This window comes from Defluviimonas sp. D31, assembly GCF_033436765.1.
Classification (GTDB): domain Bacteria; phylum Pseudomonadota; class Alphaproteobacteria; order Rhodobacterales; family Rhodobacteraceae; genus Albidovulum.
Window position 1 is genome coordinate 134,823 of sequence record NZ_JAWQFN010000004.1, and the last position, 21,183, is coordinate 156,005.

General features: G+C 66.8%; 19 protein-coding genes and 1 tRNA gene. 15 read left to right on the forward strand and 5 right to left on the reverse strand.

Annotation, left to right across the window (positions count from 1 at the left end; genetic code table 11):
• Positions 1-117 precede the first annotated feature (117 nt).
• From mdh to lpdA, 11 genes are all read left to right on the forward strand, one after another.
• Entirely contained in the window at positions 118-1,080 is a 963-nt protein-coding gene (gene mdh / locus R5H32_RS09125) for a malate dehydrogenase (RefSeq protein ID WP_318338375.1), read from the forward strand.
• 80 nt (positions 1,081-1,160) lie between these two features.
• Positions 1,161-2,657, forward strand: coding sequence for a hypothetical protein (locus R5H32_RS09130; RefSeq protein ID WP_318338376.1), 1,497 nt, complete (start codon positions 1,161-1,163; stop codon positions 2,655-2,657).
• A gap of 168 nt (positions 2,658-2,825) precedes the next feature.
• Entirely contained in the window at positions 2,826-4,019 is a 1,194-nt protein-coding gene (sucC, locus tag R5H32_RS09135; RefSeq protein ID WP_318338377.1) for an ADP-forming succinate--CoA ligase subunit beta, read from the forward strand.
• A gap of 4 nt (positions 4,020-4,023) precedes the next feature.
• Positions 4,024-4,530 (forward strand): hypothetical protein, encoded by a 507-nt coding sequence (locus tag R5H32_RS09140; RefSeq protein WP_318338378.1) that lies wholly within the window; start codon positions 4,024-4,026, stop codon positions 4,528-4,530.
• Positions 4,531-4,544: 14 nt separating this feature from the next.
• Positions 4,545-5,426 carry a succinate--CoA ligase subunit alpha gene (sucD, locus tag R5H32_RS09145; protein WP_318338379.1) on the forward strand — a complete coding sequence of 294 codons (882 nt, stop codon included), beginning with the start codon at positions 4,545-4,547 and terminating at the stop codon, positions 5,424-5,426.
• A gap of 54 nt (positions 5,427-5,480) precedes the next feature.
• Complete coding sequence (locus R5H32_RS09150) at positions 5,481-6,203, forward strand: sulfotransferase family 2 domain-containing protein (protein ID WP_318338380.1); 723 nt, start codon at positions 5,481-5,483, stop codon at positions 6,201-6,203.
• A 98-nt stretch (positions 6,204-6,301) separates the two neighbouring features.
• A complete protein-coding gene (locus tag R5H32_RS09155) occupies positions 6,302-9,268 on the forward strand; it encodes a 2-oxoglutarate dehydrogenase E1 component (protein ID WP_318338381.1) in 2,967 nt (988 codons plus the stop codon).
• The gene (odhB, locus tag R5H32_RS09160; RefSeq protein WP_318338382.1) at positions 9,268-10,812 is read left to right on the forward strand and encodes a 2-oxoglutarate dehydrogenase complex dihydrolipoyllysine-residue succinyltransferase; all 1,545 of its coding nucleotides are present in this window, start codon (positions 9,268-9,270) and stop codon (positions 10,810-10,812) included. The genes R5H32_RS09155 and odhB overlap by 1 nt, the downstream gene beginning before the upstream one ends.
• 30 nt (positions 10,813-10,842) lie before the next feature.
• On the forward strand, positions 10,843-11,229 hold the full coding sequence (locus R5H32_RS09165) for a RidA family protein (RefSeq protein ID WP_318338383.1): 387 nt from the start codon (positions 10,843-10,845) through the stop codon (positions 11,227-11,229).
• Positions 11,230-11,243: 14 nt separating this feature from the next.
• Positions 11,244-11,639, forward strand: coding sequence for an MAPEG family protein (locus tag R5H32_RS09170; protein WP_318338384.1), 396 nt, complete (start codon positions 11,244-11,246; stop codon positions 11,637-11,639).
• A gap of 136 nt (positions 11,640-11,775) precedes the next feature.
• Positions 11,776-13,164: a dihydrolipoyl dehydrogenase gene (gene lpdA / locus R5H32_RS09175; RefSeq protein WP_318338385.1), complete on the forward strand. Its 1,389-nt coding sequence runs from the start codon at positions 11,776-11,778 to the stop codon at positions 13,162-13,164.
• A gap of 31 nt (positions 13,165-13,195) precedes the next feature.
• On the opposite strand, the gene R5H32_RS09180 is transcribed toward lpdA, so the two are convergent.
• On the reverse strand, positions 13,196-13,846 hold the full coding sequence (locus R5H32_RS09180; RefSeq protein WP_318338650.1) for a GntR family transcriptional regulator: 651 nt from the start codon (positions 13,844-13,846) through the stop codon (positions 13,196-13,198).
• 59 nt (positions 13,847-13,905) lie between these two features.
• The gene (locus tag R5H32_RS09185) at positions 13,906-14,592 is read right to left on the reverse strand and encodes a SprT family zinc-dependent metalloprotease (protein WP_318338386.1); all 687 of its coding nucleotides are present in this window, start codon (positions 14,590-14,592) and stop codon (positions 13,906-13,908) included.
• Between the two features lie 159 nt (positions 14,593-14,751).
• On the opposite strand from R5H32_RS09185, the gene R5H32_RS09190 reads away from it, so the two are divergent.
• From R5H32_RS09190 to R5H32_RS09200, 3 genes are all read left to right on the forward strand, one after another.
• Complete coding sequence (locus R5H32_RS09190; protein ID WP_318338387.1) at positions 14,752-15,081, forward strand: TIGR02300 family protein; 330 nt, start codon at positions 14,752-14,754, stop codon at positions 15,079-15,081.
• Between the two features lie 180 nt (positions 15,082-15,261).
• Positions 15,262-15,337 (forward strand) — tRNA-Ala (locus R5H32_RS09195).
• Positions 15,338-15,558: 221 nt separating this feature from the next.
• On the forward strand, positions 15,559-16,491 hold the full coding sequence (locus R5H32_RS09200) for an IS5 family transposase (protein WP_318338388.1): 933 nt from the start codon (positions 15,559-15,561) through the stop codon (positions 16,489-16,491).
• Here the strand turns inward: R5H32_RS09200 and R5H32_RS09205 are convergent.
• The 3 genes from R5H32_RS09205 to R5H32_RS09215 all read right to left on the reverse strand — a co-directional run bounded on the left by R5H32_RS09205 (position 16,488) and on the right by R5H32_RS09215 (position 20,630).
• On the reverse strand, positions 16,488-16,676 hold the full coding sequence (locus tag R5H32_RS09205; RefSeq protein WP_318338389.1) for a hypothetical protein: 189 nt from the start codon (positions 16,674-16,676) through the stop codon (positions 16,488-16,490). The genes R5H32_RS09200 and R5H32_RS09205 overlap by 4 nt on opposite strands.
• Positions 16,677-16,704: 28 nt before the next feature.
• A complete protein-coding gene (locus R5H32_RS09210; protein ID WP_318338390.1) occupies positions 16,705-17,799 on the reverse strand; it encodes an AAA family ATPase in 1,095 nt (364 codons plus the stop codon).
• A gap of 341 nt (positions 17,800-18,140) precedes the next feature.
• Positions 18,141-20,630 (reverse strand): adenosylcobalamin-dependent ribonucleoside-diphosphate reductase, encoded by a 2,490-nt coding sequence (locus tag R5H32_RS09215; protein WP_318338391.1) that lies wholly within the window; start codon positions 20,628-20,630, stop codon positions 18,141-18,143.
• Positions 20,631-20,743: 113 nt separating this feature from the next.
• On the opposite strand from R5H32_RS09215, the gene R5H32_RS09220 reads away from it, so the two are divergent.
• Positions 20,744-21,175 (forward strand): DUF1489 domain-containing protein, encoded by a 432-nt coding sequence (locus tag R5H32_RS09220; protein WP_318338392.1) that lies wholly within the window; start codon positions 20,744-20,746, stop codon positions 21,173-21,175.
• Positions 21,176-21,183 lie beyond the last annotated feature (8 nt).

The following is a 21,183-nucleotide window of genomic DNA, read 5'->3' on the forward strand; positions in this document are numbered from 1 at the left end:
AGCCGATGGGTCGCCGGGCGCAAAGCAATCTCGCGATGCCGCAGCGCAGCGGACTTGCGCGACGCGCGCCGAGGGGCTACCCAATGCCGCGACATTCACTGGACCCGGAGACAAATCATGGCCAGACCCAAGATCGCCCTCATCGGCGCGGGGCAGATCGGCGGCACCCTCGCCCATCTCGCCGCGATCAAGGAACTCGGCGACGTCATCCTCTTCGACATCGCCGAAGGCACGCCGCAGGGCAAGGCGCTCGACATCGCGCAGTCGGGCCCGGTCGAAGGCTTCGACGCGAAGCTCAAGGGCGCCAATGATTACAGCGACATCGCGGGCGCCGACGTGTGCATCGTCACCGCCGGCGTGCCGCGCAAGCCGGGCATGAGCCGCGACGATCTTCTGGGCATCAACCTCAAGGTCATGAAGTCGGTTGGCGAGGGCATCAAGGCCCATGCGCCGGACGCCTTCGTGATCTGCATCACCAACCCCTTGGACGCCATGGTCTGGGCGCTGCAGCAGTTCTCGGGCCTGCCGGCCGAGAAGGTCGTCGGCATGGCGGGCGTGCTTGATTCGGCGCGTTTCCGCCACTTCCTCAGCCTCGAGTTCAACGTCTCGATGAAGGACGTCACCGCCTTCGTGCTCGGCGGCCACGGCGACACGATGGTGCCGCTCACCCGCTACTCGACCGTCGCCGGCATCCCGCTGCCGGACCTCGTCAAGATGGGCTGGACCACCCAGGACAGCCTCGACGCGATCGTCCAGCGCACCCGCGACGGCGGCGCCGAGATCGTCGGGCTTCTCAAGACCGGCTCGGCCTTCTACGCCCCCGCCGCATCGGCGATCGAGATGGCGGAAGCCTATCTCAAGGACCAGAAGCGGCTCCTGCCCTGCGCGGCTTTCGTCGACGGCGCCTTCGGCCTCAAGGGGCTCTATGTCGGCGTGCCGACGATCCTCGGCGCCGGCGGCGTCGAGCGGATCGTCGACATCACGCTCAACGACGACGAGCAGGTGATGTTCGACAAGTCGGTCGACGCGGTGAAGGGCCTTGTCGCCGCCTGCAAGGGGATCGACCCGTCGCTGGCTTGACCCCGGGCCGAAACTGAAATCTGCTGAAGCGCGGGCCGTCACCGGCCCGCGCTTTTCTTTTGATCCAAGTTGTTGAGCATATGCGCAAGTTATTCCCCCCGATCGTTCTCGGCGGCCTCCTCGCGATGGCCAGCCTCTCTCCCGCCCAAAGCCAGACGCCCCCCGGTCTGCAGGCGCGGATCGACGCGCTGGCGGGCGAGGCGGAGACGCATGGATTCGAGCTCGGCATGCTGCAAACCCTCCGCGCGGTCGAGAAGGCGCTGCAGACGCGCTACGAATACGGGGTCGGGCAGAACCTCAGGATGGTGCCGGTCTTCCGCGTCGGCACGGGGGCGGACATCAACCCCAACCCCAAGCCCGCCGCGCCCGACACATTGTCGCGGATCGTCGAGACCTTCCTTGCCGATCTCGACCGGGCGCGCGCCACCCTCTCCGCCTCAGGCGCCGAAGCGCAGCCCTTCGAGCTGACGCTGCAGGATCTCTGGTTCGATCTGAACGCGGACGGTGAGCGCGCCGACGGCGAGGGCGCGGTGGAGCTTCTCGCGCCGATCGTGCTCGGCCGGGCCGGCCGGATCGCGCTGCAGGACGGCACGCTCGCCGCCCCGATCACGATCCGCTTCGACGCGGCCGATCATGCCTGGCTCACCGCCTATACCCAGATGCTCGGCGGCTTCGGCAACCTCTTCCTCGCCTTCGACCCGACCGCGGCCCTCGTGGACATGGCCCGCGCGCGGGCGTCACTTCTGAACGCACCCGAAATCGAGAACTTCTACGACCTGGACCAGGTGACGGCCGACATCGCCGCGCTGGACGCGCGGAAGCGCGATCTCGAGGCCCGGCTGAAACAGGTGGAGGAGCAGCTCCCCGACGTGCGCGAACGCCAGCGGCAAATCGTCGAGGGCATGCATACGGCGACGGATGAGACCGCCAAACAGGCGCTCAAGACCGAGCTCGACGCGGTGCTCGAGGAGCTTCGCCCCCTCAGCGAGGCGCAGGATGCGCTGTTTCTAGAGCAGCAGATGATCCGCGCCGAGCTTCAGGCGGCCGAGGCCAAGCTGCCCGGCCGCGACACCCTGGCATTGCCGGGAATGGAGACCGAGTTCGACACGCTTCTGGTCGTCCTGAACGCGCTCCGCCAGCAGCCGGACAAGGACCGGCTCGCCGCCGCCCGCGATAGCTGGCGCGCGATGATCGCCGAGAACCGGCGGTTCTGGGCCGCGCTCGCCGCCGAGACCGATGACGACCGCGAATGGATCCCCAACCCATCGCAGACCTCGGCGCTTCCGGTCACCCTGCCGGCCGGCGTGGCCGAGGCCTGGCAGGCCATTCTCGCCGATGCCGAGGCGGTGCTCGACGGCCGGCTCCTCGTGCCGCATCCGCTGCTGCCGCCGGGCTACGGGATCGACCTTTCCGCCTATGTCGAGGATCCCGCGCCCATCGACATCCTCGAATGGATCCACGGCAAGGGCGCCTACCCCTATGCCGCGAAGGGCCCGCGCATCAGCGCCCAGAGCTGGCGCGCGTTCGAGCGACTGACGGCCGGGAATGCCGGGGGCTTCGCGCTCTACTTCAACTGACCCGGACCTGCGCGAATCGGGCTTCCGGCTTTGTGATCACACTTTTTCGAGCCGTGATCACAAAATGTCGAATTATCCCCGCCGGGCGCGATTTCCGGCATTTATCGCTTCGTCACGGGCCTCCCCCATGCGATGAGCGAGCCAGACCGAATGGAACGGGGATCAGCGATGAACATCCACGAATACCAGGCCAAGGCCCTTCTGCGCAGCTACGGCGCACCGGTGTCGGACGGCCGCGCCGTCCTCAGGGCCGAGGAAGCCAAGACCGCCGCGGGCGAGCTCGACGGACCCTTGTGGGTCGTCAAGGCGCAGATCCACGCCGGCGGCCGCGGCAAGGGCAAGTTCAAGGAGGCCGAGGCCGGCGAGAAGGGCGGTGTCCGCATCGCCAAGTCGGTCGAGGAAGCCGCCACCGAGGCCCGCAAGATGCTCGGCCGCACGCTGGTGACGCACCAGACCGGCGCGCCCGGCAAGCAGGTCAACCGCATCTACATCGAGGACGGCTCGGACATCGCGCGCGAACTGTACCTCGCGCTGCTGGTGGATCGCCAGACCAGCCGCGTCGCCTTCGTCTGCTCGACCGAAGGCGGCATGGACATCGAGGAAGTGGCGGCCAAGACGCCCGAGAAGATCGTCTCGTTCTCGGTTGACCCGGCCTCGGGGCTCTCCGACTTCCACGGCCGCCGCGTCGCCTTTGCGCTGGGGCTTGAGGGCGGCCAGGTCAAGCAGTGCGTCCAGCTGATCAAGACGCTCTACAAGCTCTTCGTGGAAAAAGACATGGAGATGCTGGAGATCAACCCGCTGATCGTGACGCCGAAGGGCGAGCTCAAGTGCCTCGACGCCAAGATGGGCTTCGACGGCAACGCGATCTACCGCCACCCCGATATCGCCGCGCTTCGCGACGAGACCGAGGAGGACCCTAAGGAACTTGCCGCCTCGAAGTTCGACCTCAACTACATCGCGCTCGATGGCGAGATCGGCTGCATGGTGAACGGCGCGGGCCTTGCCATGGCGACGATGGACATCATCAAGCTCTACGGCGCGGAGCCCGCGAACTTCCTCGACGTCGGCGGCGGGGCGACGAAGGAGAAGGTGACCGAAGCCTTCAAGATCATCACCTCGGACCCGAACGTGAAGGGCATCCTCGTCAACATCTTCGGCGGCATCATGCGCTGCGACATCATCGCCGAGGGCGTGATCGCGGCGGTGAAGGAAGTCGGCCTCAAGGTGCCGCTGGTGGTGCGGCTCGAGGGCACCAACGTCGAGAAGGGCAAGGAGATCATCAAGGGGTCCGGCCTCAACGTGATCGCGGCGGACAACCTCTCGGATGCCGCGCAGAAGATCGTCAAGGCGGTGAAGGGGTAAGGCTATGAGGGGTCCGCTTCCCGCGGCAGTCCTGGCTCTGGCGGCGGCCTTCCCGGCCCCCGCCCCGGCCAAGACCGCGGAAGAGGCGGCGGCGGTCAACATGCAGCTCGCGGCGGAGATCTGTCTGAGGAACTATCGCACCCCCGATAAGGTGGTCGATGCGTTCACGGCAGCCGGATTTGCGCTCGCGCCGGGCGCGGATCCCGGCACGCACGAGGTCACGGCGCCCGAGCTATGGGGCGTCATCGAACCAGGGCCCGAGCAGAGCTACTGCACCTTCCAGTCGAGCCGCGTGCCGCTCGCGATGGCGCAGGCCATCGGCACCGCGCTCGCCGAACGGCTCTTTCCGGGTCTGGTGCAGACCGGCCATCCCGAACGCGGGCTGGCGACCCCCTGCGACGGCCTCTCGGTCTTCGCGCCCCGGCAGCTGATCTGGATTCATTACGCTCAGGCCGGCAACTCCGGCGAATGCATCGACGATGGCACCAGCGCCATCATCCTGAACATGTAGGAAAAGGGACAATCATGGCAGTCCTCGTCAACAAGAACACCCGCGTCATCTGCCAGGGCCTGACCGGCTCGCAGGGCACCTTCCACTCCGAACAGGCGATCGCCTACGGCACGAAGATGGTCGGCGGGGTCACCCCCGGCAAGGGCGGCCAGAGCCATATCGGCCTGCCGGTCTTCAACTCGGTCCATGAGGCGAAGCAGGCGACCGAGGCCAACGCCTCGGTCATCTACGTGCCACCCCCCTTCGCGGCGGATTCGATCCTCGAGGCGATCGACGCCGAGATGGAGCTCATCGTCTGCATCACCGAGGGCATCCCGGTCCTCGACATGATGAAGGTGAAGCGCGCGCTGCAGGGCTCCCGCTCCACGCTCATCGGCCCGAACTGCCCCGGCGTCATCACGCCCGACGAATGCAAGATCGGCATCATGCCGGGCCATATCCACAAGAAGGGCTCGGTCGGCGTAGTCTCGCGCTCCGGCACGCTGACCTACGAGGCGGTCAAACAGACCACCGACGTCGGCCTCGGCCAGTCGACCTGCGTCGGCATCGGCGGCGACCCGATCAAGGGCACCGAGCATATCGACGTGCTCGAATGGTTCCTCGCCGATGACGAGACCCAGTCGATCATCATGATCGGCGAGATCGGCGGCTCGGCCGAGGAAGAGGCGGCGCAGTTCCTGAAGGACGAGGCCAAGCGGGGCCGCAAGAAGCCGGTCGCTGGCTTCATCGCGGGCCGCACCGCGCCTCCGGGCCGGCGCATGGGCCATGCCGGCGCCATCGTCGCCGGCGGCAAGGGCGGCGCGGAAGAGAAGATCGAGGCGATGCGCTCGGCCGGGATCGTCGTGGCCGACAGCCCGGCGACGCTCGGCGAGGCCGTGCTGAAGGCCATCGGATAACCAACCGCCCGCCCCGGTCCGGACCTGGGCGGGCACATTGAGAGAGTGACGAACATGCCGGTTTTCCGGACAGGCGGCCAGCTCCACTACTACGCGCATGTCCCCAAATGCGGCGGGTCATCGGTGGAGGCCTATCTGACATCCCGCTTCGGCAGCCTCGCCTTTGTCGACACCCGCCATCTCGACCAGCTCGAGGCGCGGCACTGGACCCGATCCTCGCCGCAGCATGTCACGGTCGCCGATTTCCGGCGGCTTGTGCCGGCCGACTGGATCGCCTCGTCCTTCGCGGTGGTGCGACACCCGGTGAAGCGGCTCGTCTCGGCCTTCCGCTTCCAGGTCGAGGTCGAGGGCACCGTGGCCGCGCTCTGGTCGGTCGACGAGTGGTTCGACGACTGGCTGAAACGGGCCGGAGAGGAGCCGTTCCTCTACGACAATCACCTGCGCCCGCAGTCCGAGATCGTGCCTCAGGACGCCACGATCTTCCGGATCGAGGAAGGGCTCGACCGGATCGTGCCGCATCTCGACGCGCTGGCCGGGAACGCGGACGGCGCCCGCATGATCCCGGCCGAGAACGTCCGCAAGAAGTCGATCGGGCCGGATGCGGCGCGGCTGAAACCCTCGGCCGAGACGCTGGCGCGGATCGGCGTCTGCTACGCCGAGGATTTCCGGCGCTTCGGCTACGGGCTGCACGACGAGGCCCCGATGCCCTCCATCCCGGCGCCGAAGGGCGGCCTGATGGGGCGGCTGGCCAAGACCTTCAAGGGGAAGCGGACATGACGAAGATCCGCCCCCATTCGATTTCATCCGGCCGCGCGCGAGCGCGGTCCAACCCATGATGACAGGAGCGGCAGGCGCGCGCCTCGCCGAGTGAGATCATGACGGAACAAAGCCCCAACGACCAGTTCCACGCCTCAAGCTTCCTCCAGGGCGCGAATGCCGAGTATGTCGAGCAGCTCTACGCCCGTTTCGCCAATGACCCGGGCGCGGTCGACGCGACCTGGGCGGCGTTCTTCCGCTCGCTCGGCGATGCCGAGAACGACGTCCGCAAGGAGGCGCGCGGCGCCTCGTGGGAGCGGCCCGACTGGCCGCCGCAGCCCACCGACGAGCTGACCTCGGCCTTGACCGGCGAATGGCCGATCGCGGCGAAGGAGGCGAAGGGCGCGGGCGACAAGATCAAGGCGAAGGCCGCCGCGATGGGCGTCGCGGTCAGCGACGACCAGGTCAAGCAGGCGGTGCTCGATTCGATCCGCGCGCTGATGATCATCCGCGCCTACCGGATCCGCGGCCATCTCGTGGCCGACCTCGACCCCTTGGGCATGCGCTCGGAGACGCCGCATCCCGAGCTTGACCCGCGCTCCTACGGCTTTGCCGAGGCCGACATGGACCGGCCGATCTTCATCGACAAGGTGCTCGGCCTCGAACATGCCTCGATGCGCGAGATCCTCGAGATCGTGAAGCGCACCTACTGCGGCACCTTCGCGCTCCAGTACATGCATATCTCGAACCCCGAGGAGGCCGGCTGGCTCAAGGAGCGGATCGAGGGCTTCGGCAAGGAGATCGCCTTCACCCGCGAGGGCCGCAAGGCGATCCTCAACAAGCTCGTCGAGGCCGAGGGCTTCGAGAAGTTCCTGCATGTGAAATACATGGGCACCAAGCGCTTCGGCCTCGACGGCGGCGAGGCGCTGATCCCGGCGATGGAACAGATCATCAAGCGCGGCGGCAGCCTCGGCGTCCAGGACATCATCATCGGCATGCCGCACCGGGGCCGGCTCTCGGTGCTGGCGAACGTGATGGCCAAGCCCTACCGGGCGATCTTCAACGAATTCCAGGGCGGCAGCTACAAGCCCGAGGATGTCGACGGCTCGGGCGACGTGAAATACCACCTCGGCGCCTCGTCGGACCGCACCTTCGACGGCAATTCGGTGCACCTGTCGCTGACCGCCAACCCCTCGCATCTGGAGGCGGTGAACCCGGTGGTGCTCGGCAAGGCGCGGGCCAAGCAGGCGCAGCTCAACGACACCGACCGGACGAGGGTGCTGCCGATCCTGCTGCATGGCGACGCGGCCTTCGCGGGCCAGGGCGTGGTGGCCGAATGCTTCGGCCTTACCGGCCTCACCGGCCACCGCACCGGCGGCACGATGCACATCGTCGTCAACAACCAGATCGGCTTCACCACCGCGCCGCACTTCAGCCGGTCGAGCCCCTACCCGACCGACATCGCGCTGATGGTCGAGGCGCCGATCTTCCACGTCAACGGCGACGACCCCGAGGCCGTGGTCCACGCCGCCAAGGTCGCGACCGAGTTCCGCCAGAAGTTCCACAAGGACGTGGTCATCGACATGTTCTGCTACCGCCGCTTCGGTCACAACGAGGGCGACGAGCCGATGTTCACCAATCCGCAGATGTACAAGCGGATCAAGACCCACAAGACGACGCTGCAGCTCTACACCGAGCGGCTGGTGAAGGACGGGCTCATCCCCGAGGGCGAGATCGAGGACATGAAGGCCGCCTTCCAGGCCCATCTCAACGAGGAGTTCGAGACCGGCAAGAACTTCAAGCCGAACAAGGCCGACTGGCTCGACGGCCGCTGGTCGCATCTCGACCGCGAGGGCGGGGAATACAGCCCCGGCAAGACCGCGATCACCAAGAAGCTGATGGGCGAGATCGGCACCGCGCTGACCCGCGTGCCGGAGGGCTTCGACATCCACAAGACCGTGGCGCGCCAGCTCGACAGCAAGGCGGCGATGTTCAAGTCGGGCGAGGGCTTCGACTGGGCCACCGCCGAGGCGCTGGCCTTCGGCTCGCTTCTGACCGAGGGCTACCCGGTCCGCCTCGCCGGCCAGGACTGCACCCGCGGCACCTTCTCGCAGCGCCATTCCGCCTTCATCGACCAGACGACCGAGGAACGCCACTACCCCTTGAACCACATCAAGGCCGGCCAGTCGCGCTACGAGGTCATCGACTCGATGCTCTCGGAATACGCGGTGCTCGGCTTCGAATACGGCTATTCGCTCGCCGAGCCGAACGCGCTGGTGATGTGGGAGGCGCAGTTCGGCGACTTCGCCAACGGCGCCCAGATCATGTTCGACCAGTTCGTCTCCTCGGGCGAATCGAAATGGCTCCGCATGTCGGGCCTCGTCTGCCTGCTGCCGCACGGCTTCGAGGGCCAGGGGCCGGAGCATTCCTCGGCGCGCCTCGAACGCTTCCTGCAGATGTGCGCCCAGGACAACTGGATCGTCGCGAACTGCTCGACCCCGGCGAACTATTTCCACATCCTGCGCCGCCAGCTCCACCGCACCTTCCGGAAGCCGCTGATTCTGGTGACGCCGAAATCGCTCCTGCGCCACCCGATGTGCATCTCCGATGCCGACGACTTCACCACCGGCTCGACCTTCCACCGCGTCCTCTGGGACGACGCGCAGAAGGGCCATTCGGAGACGAAACTGGTGGCCGACAGCAAGATCAAGCGCGTGGTGATGTGCTCGGGCAAGGTCTACTACGACCTCCTCGCCGAACGCGACGCCCGCGGGCTGGACGACGTCTACCTCCTCCGGCTCGAACAGTTCTATCCCTTCCCCGCGCAATCGGTGGTGAAGGAGCTCGGCCGCTTCAAGAACGCCGAGGTGATCTGGTGCCAGGAGGAGCCGAAGAACCAGGGCGCCTGGACCTTCGTCGAGCCCAACATCGAATGGGTGCTCGGCCGGATCGGCGCGAAGTCGCAGCGCCCGCGCTATGTCGGCCGCCATGCCTCGGCCTCGCCGGCGACCGGGCTCGCCTCGCGCCACAAGGCCGAGCAGGACGCGCTCGTCAACGAAGCACTGACCGTCGGGGAGGCCAACTGATGGGTATCGAGGTAAGGGTTCCGACGCTGGGCGAAAGCGTCTCCGAGGCGACCGTTGCGACCTGGTTCAAGAAGCCGGGCGACCGGGTCGCGGTCGACGAGATGCTCTGCGAGCTCGAGACCGACAAGGTCACAGTCGAGGTGCCGGCGCCGGCCGCCGGCACGCTCGCCGAAATCGTGGCCGCCGAGGGCGCGACCGTCGCGGTCAACGCGCTGCTCGCGCAGATCGCCGAGGCGGGCGAGGCCCGGCCGGCTGAACCGACAGACAAGGGCGCAGCGAAAGCGCCGAAAGCGGATGAGGGCAAGATGTCTCCCAGGAATACCGATGTGATGGTGCCGACCCTCGGCGAAAGCGTGACCGAGGCCACGGTCTCGACCTGGTTCAAGAAGATCGGCGACAGCGTCGCCCAGGACGAGATGCTGTGCGAGCTCGAGACCGACAAGGTCTCGGTCGAGGTGCCCTCCCCGGTCGCCGGCCGGCTGGCCGAGATTCTCGCCCCGGAAGGCGCCACGGTCGACGCCAAGGCCCGCCTCGCGGTGATCGCCGAGGGCGCGGGCGCCGCCGCGGCCGCGCCTGCCGCACCCGCACCCGCGGCCCCCGCCCCGGCCGCCGCGACCGGCAAGGACGTGGAGGACGCGCCCGCCGCCAAGAAGGCGATGGCCGAGGCCGGGCTTTCGGCCGATCAGGTCACCGGCACGGGCCGCGATGGCCGCATCATGAAGGACGACGTCGCCAGGGCCGCCGCCGGGGCCACCGCCGCGCCCGCCCCGGCCGCCGCCGCCACGCCGGCCCCGGCACCCGCCCCCGCGCAGGCGCCGCGCGCCCCGGTCCCGGCCGAGGACGCCGCCCGCGAGGAACGGGTGAAGATGACCCGGCTCCGCGCCACTATCGCCCGCCGCCTCAAGGATGCCCAGAACACCGCGGCGATGCTCACGACCTACAACGAGGTCGACATGTCGGCGGTGATGGAGCTCCGCAACGCCTACAAGGACGCCTTCGAGAAGAAGCACGGCGTGAAGATGGGCTTCATGTCCTTCTTCGTGAAGGCCTGCTGCCACGCGCTGAAGGAAGTGCCCGAGGTCAATGCCGAGATCGACGGCGGCGACGTCGTCTACAAGAACTTCGTCCACATGGGCGTCGCCGTCGGCACGCCCACCGGCCTCGTCGTGCCGGTCGTGCGCGACGCCGACCAGATGTCCTTCGCCGCGATCGAGAAGAAGATCGGCGAGCTGGGCCTGCGCGCCCGCGACGGCAAGCTCTCGATGGCCGAGATGCAGGGCGGCTCGTTCACCATCTCGAACGGCGGCGTCTACGGCTCGCTCATGTCCTCGCCGATCCTCAACCCGCCGCAATCGGGCATCCTCGGCATGCACAAGATCCAGGACCGCCCGGTGGTGGTGAACGGCCAGATCGTCATCCGCCCGATGATGTACCTCGCCCTCAGCTACGACCACCGCATCGTCGACGGCAAGGGCGCCGTCACCTTCCTCGTCCGCGTCAAGGAGGCGCTCGAGGACCCGCGCCGGCTGCTGATGGATCTGTGAGGCTACTGCCGAACCGGGAAGGGGCATGCCATGACACATCGGTTCATTGTCGACGTGCCAGGCGTGCCCGCCTCGCCCTCCCCGATCTCCAACGCGGTGGTCGCGGGCGGGACGTGCCACATCTCGGGTCAGCTCGCCGTCTACGATGACGGATACCGCGCCGGCAGCGCCGCCGAGGAGGCGGAGCGCGCGTTCGAGCTGGTCTTCCGGATCGCCGAACATTGCGGTTTCGCGCGCGAGGAGATCGTCTATGTCGACATCGCGTTTTCGAACCTTGATGATGTCGGCGAAGTCAACGCGGTCTACGGCCGGCTCTTTCCCGAGAACCGGCCGGCAAGAACCATCTACCAAGCCGCCCGGTTGCCATTTGGCGGCAAGGTCAAGGTTCAGGCCGTCGCGATGCGCGCATCAGAGTGAAAGGACCACGACCCATGTCCAGCGAACTGAACATCCTCGCGCTCTACGGGCTCTACACCTGCGTGATCCTGATCCTGAAGGTGACGGGCGCCACCGGCCAGCTCGGCATGGGCTACCTCCTCTCCTCGCGCGACGAGGCCCGCACGCTGACCGGCATCACCGCCCGCCTCGATCGCGCGCTGACCAACTCGGTGACCGCGATGGCGCTCTTAGCCCCCGCCATCCTGATCCTCGCGCTGAAGGACGGCTTCAGCCCCTCGACGCTCACCGCGGCCCAGGCCTTCCTGATCGCCCGCGTGCTCTACGTGCCGGCCTACGGCCTCGGCATCACCGGCATCCGCACCCTTCTCTGGCTCGTCGGCTTCGCCGCGACGGTGCTTCTCTACCTCATGGCGCTGATGGCCTCATGATTTCTTCTTTTCGCAAATATCCTCGGGGGGTCCGGGGGGCAGACAGCCCCCCGTCCGACACCCGCCGCAGGGTCCGACACCTGCCACACATTCTGCCGACACCGCGCAGACCCCGAAATGACCAAAGGAGTACCCCATGGCTGAGTTCGACGTGATCATCATCGGCGCCGGCCCCGGCGGCTATGTCTCGGCGATCCGCTGCGCGCAACTGGGTCTGAAAACCGCCGTCGTCGAGGGCCGCGAGACCCTCGGCGGCACCTGCCTCAACGTCGGCTGCATCCCCTCGAAGGCGCTCCTTCACGCCTCCCACGCGCTCCACGACGCCGAGACGAATTTCGAGAAGATGGGCCTGATGGGCGCCAGGCCGAAGGTCGACTGGGCGAAGATGCTCGCCTACAAGGACGAGGTCATCGGCCAGAACACCAAGGGCATCGAGTTCCTGTTCAAGAAGAACAAGATCACCTGGCTCAAGGGCTGGGGCGCGATCCCCGAACCCGGCAAGGTGAAGGTCGGCGACGAGGTCCACGCGGCGAAAAACATCGTCATTGCAACGGGTTCCGAACCGCTGAGCCTGCCGGGCGTCACCGTGGACGAGAAGGTGATCGTGACCTCGACCGGCGCCCTCGAACTGCCGAAGATCCCGAAGTCGATGGTCGTGATCGGCGCCGGTGTGATCGGGCTTGAACTCGGCTCGGTCTATGCCCGCCTCGGCAGCAAGGTCACCGTGGTCGAGTATCTCGACACGATCACGCCCGGCATGGACGGCGAGGTGGCCAAGACCTTCCAGCGCATCCTGAAGCGCCAGGGCCTGGACTTCGTGCTCGGCGCCGCGGTGCAGTCGGCCGAGGTCAAGAAGGGCAAGGCCACGGTGAGCTACAAGCTGAGGAAGGACGACAGCGCCGCCACGCTCGAGGCCGACTGCGTGCTCGTCGCGACCGGCCGCGGCCCCCATACCGACGGGCTCGGCCTCGCCGAGATCGGCGTCGAGATGGAAAAGCGCGGCCAGATCAGGACCGACAGCCACTGGCAGACCAATATCAAGGGCATCTACGCGATCGGCGACGCGATCACCGGCCCGATGCTCGCCCACAAGGCCGAAGACGAGGGCATGGCGGTGGCCGAGGTCATCGCCGGCAAGCATGGCCACGTGAATTACGACGTGATCCCCGGCGTGATCTACACCACGCCCGAAGTCGCCACCGTGGGGCGCACCGAGGAGAGCCTGAAGGAGGAAGGCCGCGCCTACAAGGTCGGCAAGTTCGCCTTCATGGGCAACGGCCGCGCCAAGGCGGTGTTCCAGGGCGACGGCTTCGTGAAGATCCTCGCCGACAAGGAGACCGACCGCGTGCTCGGCGCCCATATCATCGGCCCTTCGGCGGGCGATCTGATCCACGAGATCTGCGTCGGCATGGAGTTCGGAGCCTCGGCCGAGGACATCGCGCTGACCTGCCACGCCCACCCGACCTTCTCCGAAGCGGTGCGCGAAGCCGCGCTGGCCTGCGGCGACGGGCCGATCCACTCCTGACGGGGGTGCGAATTTTCGGCGAAAATTCGGCTTAACCGGCGATGTGGCGCAGGCCCTGCGTCACATCCGTCCGGACTGCGAGCCGGAGCGCCGGCTCGTCGCCCGCCTTCAGCGCGGCGATGATCATCCGGTGGTGCTGCGGCGGCTCGGCGCGGGTCAGGCGCGCATAGAGCGCCCGCATCGTCGGGCCGAGCTGCAACCAGACCGTCTCGGCTATCGCCAGCATCGCCGGGGCCTGGGCGCGCAGATAGAGCGTGCGATGGAACTCGAGGTTGGTGCGGATATAGGCCACCGCGTCGCGCTTCACGGCGGCCTCGGCATTGGCCATGTTGATCGCCTGCAGGCGCTCGATCAAAGCGATATGGGCGCGCGGCATCGCCCGACTCGCGAGTTCAGTCTCGATCAGCGCCCTGAGGCTTGCCAGTTCCTCGATCCGCTCGTTGGTGAGGTCCGGCGTCGTCACCCGCCCAGAGGAGGACAAAGTCAGCGCGCCCTCCGCCGCGAGCCGCCGCAGCGCCTCGCGCGCGGGCGTCATCGAGACGCCGTAGCTCTTGGCCAGCCCGCGCAGCGTCAGCGCCTGACCCGGCGCCAGTTCGCCATGCATGATCTGCTGGCGCAGCGACCGGTAGAGCCGGTCATGCGCCGCGATCGTCGTGTCCGAGGGCCGGGTCTGCAAGAGCATGCCGGATGTGATCACGCCGGCCCGGCGCCGTCAATCGCCGCCGGTGTCCATTCAAAGGATCAGAAGTCGACGCGGTGCAGCTCGGCGCCCTCGCGGCGCAGCCAGGCGCGGTGCCGCTCGTAATCAGGAGCCAGACGCGCCACCACCGCCCAGAAGGCGGGCGAGTGGTTCATCTCGACCAGGTGCGCAACCTCGTGCGCGGCCACATAATCGAGCACCTCGGGCGGCGCCATGATCAGGCGCCAAGAGAACATGAGCCCGCCCTCGGCCGTGCAGGATCCCCAGCGCGAGCGGGTATCGCGCAGGGTGATGCGCCGGATCCTCCGGCCGAGTGTCGCCGCATGGGTCTGCGAGGCGGCCTGCAGGCGCTGCCGCGCGGCAAGCTTCAGGAAGGCGAGGATCCGCGCGCCGAGCCGCGCCTCGTCCATCGGCACGAGAAGGGCCGCCCCCTCGACCCGAACGGCCGCAACCGGCGCCGGGGTGACGACCAGCCTGCGGCCCTCGAACGGTATCTCGGCTCCGGGCGCCACGGCAAGCCGCGCGGCGGTGCCGCGCAGGATCTGGCGCACCCAGTCGGCCTTGCCTTCGGCGAAGGCAAGGGCTTCGACCTCGCGCGCACGCGCGGGCATGGAGAGCGTCACCTTGCCGTCGAGACGCGAAACGCGCAGGGAAAAGCGTCTTGCGCGGACGGATCGGCGGAGCGTGATCTCGACGGGAGGCTCGCCGGGCAATGTGCGCTGAGTCATGAGAAATTTCCTTCCGAGGGGCACAATACAGGCGGCACCGGCAGCGAAAAGGGAAAAAACGACGGAGAAGAAAAACGCTGTGGAAAGCCTTTGACAGGCCCGCGCACTTGTGGCAGTTGGCACCGACTCTCGAATAGACGTGCACAGAAGGAGTGTCCCATGCCCAAGGACGAATGGGGCGTCAAACGCCTCTGCCCGCATTGCGCCAGCCGGTTCTACGACCTCCAGCGCGACCCGATGACCTGCCCGGAATGCGGCCATAGCTTCAGCGCAGAAAGCCTGCTTGCTGGCCGCGGCCGCACGATGATCAGCGAGAAGACCGCGTCCAAGACCGACGAGCTCGATGTCGACGATCTGACCGATGACGAAGATCTCGACGATGATTCGAGCGATTCCGATCTCGACGACGATCTGCTCGAGGATGACAGCGACGACGACGTCTCGCTCGACGAGATCGCCGATGTCGCGACCGGTGAAGACGACAGCTGACGCGGAATTCGCGTCACGAATGCACGATATGAAACGGGCGCGGAGCATTCCGCGCCCGTTTCGATTTTGTCCGCGAGCTGCGGTGAAATGATCTTCGCGCGGTTTGATTTTTCGCTTGCGCCTTCCCGCGGCCTTCCCTATATCGCCCTTCACGCGGGCGGCGACGCCCGGACCTCCGGTGGGGCCATAGCTCAGTTGGGAGAGCGCTTGAATGGCATTCAAGAGGTCAGGGGTTCGACTCCCCTTGGCTCCACCATCTCGCCTTTTGACGTTGAAATTTCCGCTAACACCTTGAAAGGTAAGGCGTATTTAGCGGTTCGATAACCTGAATCCCGCGAGTATCGCATAGGCTCCATAAAGGCCAGTCTGAGTGAGCAGCCTTACCTGACTGGTCCAGTTTGATTGTTAGTGGGCGTTGTTGCAGAATTCCGCCTGTGTCCGATTCACATCGTGAATCCATGAGCTTAGAAGGGCTGCATGACGAAGCCCCTCCCTGCCCGTTACCGCACGAAAAACTGGAAAGCCTATAATGCCGCGCTGAAGCGGCGCGGCTCGCTGCTGATCTGGTTGGACAAGGATATGGTCTGGCTTGCTCCGAAGGTTGGCCGTCCCGGCCGCCCTCCGGTGTTCTCCGATGCAGCGATCCAGACCTGTCTGATGATCAAGGTTCTGTCCGGTCTGCCGCTGCGGCAGGCGACGGGGATGGTTGCCAGCATTCTTGAACTGGCGGGTCTCGACTGGCCTGTTCCTGACTTCTCCACGCTGAGCCGACGGCAAAAGACCATTGCCGTGGCGATACCTTTCCGCCGCGCGCCGGGGCCATTGAACCTGCTGGTCGATAGCACTGGGATCAAGTTCCTGGGCGATGGCGAGTGGTTGGCGAAGAAGCACGGTACGCAGCGCCGGCGCCAATGGAGAAAGGTGCATCTGGCCATGGACACGGCCACAGGCGACATCCGGGCGGTGGAAATCACCCCGAGCCGCGAGGGCGACAGCCCGGTTCTGCCGGACCTGCTGGATCAGATCCCGCCGGACGAGCAGATCGGCACCGTGACCGGAGACGGCGCCTTCGACACCCGCAGGTGCCACACCGCCATCGTGGAGCGCGGCGGCACGGCCATCATACCCATCCGCAAAAACGGCCGTCCTTGGAAGGAGGACGGTCCTGCGGCCAAGACCAGGAACGAGATCCTCCGGACGACCACGCGCTTCGGCCGGGCCAGCTGGAAGCGATGGTCCGGCTATCACACCCGAAGTCGGATCGAGGCCAAGATGAGGTGCCTCAAGTCCTTCGGCGAGCGCATCGCCTCACGAAACGCGGACCGCCAAACCGCCGAAATCCACATCCGCATCGCGCTCATGAACCGCTTCAACGCCCTCGGCACCGCCGAGACCGTGCGCGCGGCCTAATGCCTGCGGGGAAAGGGGAACTCACGCCTCAAACGCGAGTTTCGCAACAACGCCGATTTGTTGGCCAGATCTCCGGCGATGATCAACAGGTCCAGCCCCGAGAAATCCGCGTGTTCAAGCGGGTCGCGCCCAGCCTGGCGCCAGAAGTCGTGATGAAGGTCGGCAAGGATCAAGGTCTTCGTCATCTGAGTCTCATCGGGAATCGGCCGGATCCTAGTGAAGGGGCGGACGGCCCTGCAGGGCGGAAATACGGTCGAGAAGCCGGCTCAGGCTGCGCAGATTCGGTTGCGTCGTCCCACGCGACAAGGCCTTGGCGATCGCCTCCACGCTGCCCCCGTCGATGCCGCGCCGCTCGGCTTCCCTCTCGACGAAGCCGAGCAGGCCACTGCTCGTGAGAGGCCCGAGGCGGATCAGCTGGCAGCGGCTCACAAACGGTGCCGACAGGTATCGCCAGTTGTTGGAGGTCATGATCCAGCCAATCCAGCTCATGTCGAAGTTGACGCGGAAATAGGGGCAGCTCCAGCTCCGCGCCGTGACGGGCTCCAGGAGGCCCAGCATCGCATCGGTCAGGTCATGGGCACGCCCCTTGTCCGACGTGACTCGGCCGGACTTTTCGATCTCGTCCACCACGATGATCGGATTGGCGACGAGCTGGCGCAGGATCAGTTCGAGCGGCCGCCCCGGCCCGGCACTGGACCAGCCGCGCTGGCAGCCCGCGACGGCGAAACCGGCGGCCTCGGAGGCGGCGTCGATCTGCGTCGTGGCGGTGCCGATCAGCGACGCCAGGCGCTGCGCCCAGGTGCTCTTGCCGATGCCGGGAGGGCCATCGAGCAGGAGCGGCGGTAGCCAGAATCCGGGCGCGCCCGAGCGCACCGATGCGCGCATCGCATGCCAGACCGCCTCGGTCGCCGGGGCCATCCAGGGCATCTCGGCATGAAGCTCGGCCGCCAGCTCGTCGGCCCGGTGCTCGCTGGGGATGGCGACAAGACGGACGCCATCGCGCAGGATGGAAAGCTGTTCGCGCTCCTCCTTCCTGAGATGACTCAGCCCGGAGGCCGCCTCGCGCCGGGCGAAGAGCGCCGTGGCCCGGCGCCGGATGCGACGGCGGTCGTCTTCGCTGAGATCCGTCGGCAGCCGCCAGCCGTCGCTCCCGTCCTCGTCCGGCTTGTCGCTGATCGCAGCGTCGGCCTGCACTTCCGCCTTGCGGACGCGGAGGGCGCGGACGTGTCGGCTCAGGCGGATCTCGATGTCATCCTTCGACTCGGTCTTGTCGGGGAAGCGGGCCGCGATGAAGGGGATGCGGGGCATGGGGAAGGTCCTTTCCGATACGAGGGGCGGCACGCGCCGCCACGGCGCCCGCCGGACCGGATCGGTCAGGGCAGAGACGCGATGAAGGAAGAACCCGGGTGTGGCGGGATAGAGGTCATGACGGCGCGACTTGGTCAAGCCGGAGGGCTGCGCATCGCTGGCGCGGGGCTATCCACAAGAGGGAAAGCCAGAAATCAAAACAACATACTGATATAAAACAAAAACCACCGATCGCGATGCGACCGGTGGTCATTTGACCTGTGCCGGAGTGGTCAAAAAACCCCGGAAATGGTCATTTATTCGTGGGTCCTACATTACACTCAGTCTCACTGACCACCTCGTCATCCGCACTTGGAATGGCCGCAATTCGGGCAGGTCAGGCAGCCCTCGATCATCTGCAATCCGAACTGGCCGCAGGAGGGGCAGGCCGGGCCGCGGGGCGCTTCTCCGACCGCGACGACCTGCGATTTGGGGTCGGACTTGAGGCCGAGGCCCTCGCCCTCGAGGAAGCCGATCGCGATCATGTGGCGTTCGATGACGCCGCCGATCGCGGCGAGGATCGAGGGGATGTAGCGTCCTCCCATCCAGGCGCCGCCGCGCGGGTCGAAGACGGCTTTCAGCTCCTCGACGACGAAGGAGACGTCGCCGCCGCGGCGGAAGACGGCGGAGATCATCCGCGTCAGCGCCACCGTCCAGGCGTAGTGCTCCATGTTCTTGGAGTTGATGAAGACCTCGAAGGGGCGCCGGTGGCCGCCCTGGACGATGTCGTTGATCGTGATGTAGATCGCGTGCTCGCTGTCGGGCCATTTCAGCTTGTAGGTCGCGCCTTCGAGCGCCTGCGGCCGGTCCAAGGGTTCGGAGAGATAGACGACGTCGCCATGCGGCGTGAGCGGTTCGGCGCCGTCCTTGGAGAGGACTTCGGGCCCACTGGACGGCAGAAGATCTGCGACCTTGACAGAAAGCGCCCCGGCTATCTTTTCGATGGTATCCAAGCGCGGACTTTGTGATTTTCCGCTAAGTATGTCGTAGACGCCGGTCGGATTAAGGCCTGCGACACGCGCTACTTCAGCAGCGTTTACTTCCTTCTGAGCCATTACTGATTTCAGACGGTCTTTCAGAGTATCACTCGTTGACTTGTCGGATACCGACAACACGCTCCCCGTGACCGCGTTCGGGCGGTAGGTGGTGCAGCCCTTGCAGCCCTGGTCCCAAGCCGCCATGTAGACGTCCTTGAAGGCCTCGAAGCCGATCTCCTCGGGGCAGTTGATGGTCTTGGAGATCGACGAATCCACCCATTTCTGCGCCGCCGCCTGCATCCGGACGTGGTCGAGCGGCGGCAGGGTCTGGGCGTTGACGAAATGCTCCGGCAGGGGCTTGTCGCCGAAACGCTCGCGCCAGAGCTGGACGGCGTAGTCGACGACCTCCTCCTCGGTGCGGCTGCCGTCCTTTTGGAGAACCTTGCGTTTGTAGGCATAGGCGAAGACCGGCTCGATCCCGGACGAGACATTGCCGGCATAGAGGCTGATCGTGCCGGTGGGAGCGATCGAGGTCAGGAGCGCGTTGCGGATGCCGTGTTCCGCGACCGCCGCGCGCACATCGGGGTCCATCTGCATCATGTTGCCCGAGGCAAGATATTTTTCCGCGGCGAAGAGCGGGAAGGCGCCCTTTTCCTTCGCGAGCTCGACCGAGGCGAGATAGGCGGCGCGGGCGATCCGGTGCATCCATTCCTCGGTCGCGCGCGCGGCCTTTTCCGAGCCGTAGCGGAGGCCCACCATGAGGAGCGCGTCGGCAAGCCCGGTGACGCCGAGGCCGATGCGGCGCTTCGCTTGCGCCTCAGCCTTCTGCTGGGGCAGCGGGAAGCGCGAGGCGTCGACGGTGTTGTCCATCATCCGCACCGCGGTCGTGACGAGCTCATCCAGCGCATCCGCGTCGAGCGCCGCGCCCTTGCCGAACGGGTCGGTGACGAGGCGGGCGAGGTTGATCGAGCCGAGCAGGCAGGCGCCATAGGGCGGCAGCGGCTGTTCGCCGCAGGGATTGGTGGCGGCGATGGTCTCGGCATAGCCGAGGTTGTTGGCGGCGTTGATGCGGTCGATGAAGATCACGCCCGGCTCGGCGTAGTCGTAGGTCGCGCGCATGATCCGGTTCCAGAGGTCGCGCGCCTCGACGGTCTTGTAGACCTTGCCATCGAAGGTGAGGTTCCAGGGCTTGCCGTCCTTGACCGCCGCCATGAACGGATCGGTGACGAGGACCGAGAGGTTGAACATCCTGAGCCGCGCGGCGTCCTGCTTGGCGGCGATGAAGGCCTCGATATCGGGGTGGTCGCAGCGCATCACCGCCATCATCGCGCCGCGGCGCGAACCGGCCGACATGATGGTGCGGCACATCGCGTCCCAGACATCCATGAACGAGAGGGGGCCCGAGGCGTCGGCGGCCACCCCTTTCACCTCGGCGCCGCGCGGGCGGATGGTGGAGAAGTCGTAGCCGATGCCGCCGCCCTGCTGCATGGTCAGCGCGGCTTCCTTCAGCGCGTCAAAGATGCCGCCCATGTCGTCGGGGATCGTGCCCATGACGAAGCAGTTGAAGAGCGTGACCGTGCGCCCGGTGCCGGCGCCGGCGGTGATGCGGCCGGCGGGGAGGTACTTGAAATCCTCGAGCGCGGCGTAGAAGCGGTCCTCCCACCGGGCGGGATCCTTCTCGACGGCGGCAAGGGCACGGGCGATGCGGCGCCAGCTGTCTTCGACCGTGCCGTCGATGGGGGTGCCGTCCGCCTCCTTGAAGCGGTACTTCATGTCCCAGATCTGTTCGGCGATGGGGGCAGCGAAACGGGTCATCGGGCCTCGGTCCTAAGGTATCGGAAGGGGTGACCACGATACGCCCGGCAGTCGGGACGGTCAACTTGATCTCGGGGGTGGCGCGGGTAGAATGGCAAGGTCTTGGGGGTGCCATGGCCGAGTCTCTTCATCTTCTGAAGCTCTGCGTCGGCGCGGAGAGTGTCGAGGATCTCCTCGACTGGCAGCGCACGCATCCCGCGCCCTACCCGACCGGCGAGCGGCGCCATGTCACGCGGATGTGGCCGAAGCGCGAGGCCGAGGTTCTGGCGGGCGGCTCGCTCTACTGGGTGGTGAAGGGGGTGATCCTCTGCCGCCAGCGGATCCTCAGGCTCGACGAGATCGAGGGGTCGGACGGGATCCGGCGCTGCGGCATTGTCCTCGATCCGGAGGTGGTGCGCACCGAGGCGGCGCCGCGGCGGCCGTTCCAGGGCTGGCGCTACCTCGAGCCGAAGGACGCGCCGCGCGACCTGCCGAAGGCGCGGGAGGCCGATACGGCGCTGCCGGAGGAGATGGCGCTGGCGCTGGCCGAGATCGGGTTGCGCTGAGGGCGGGC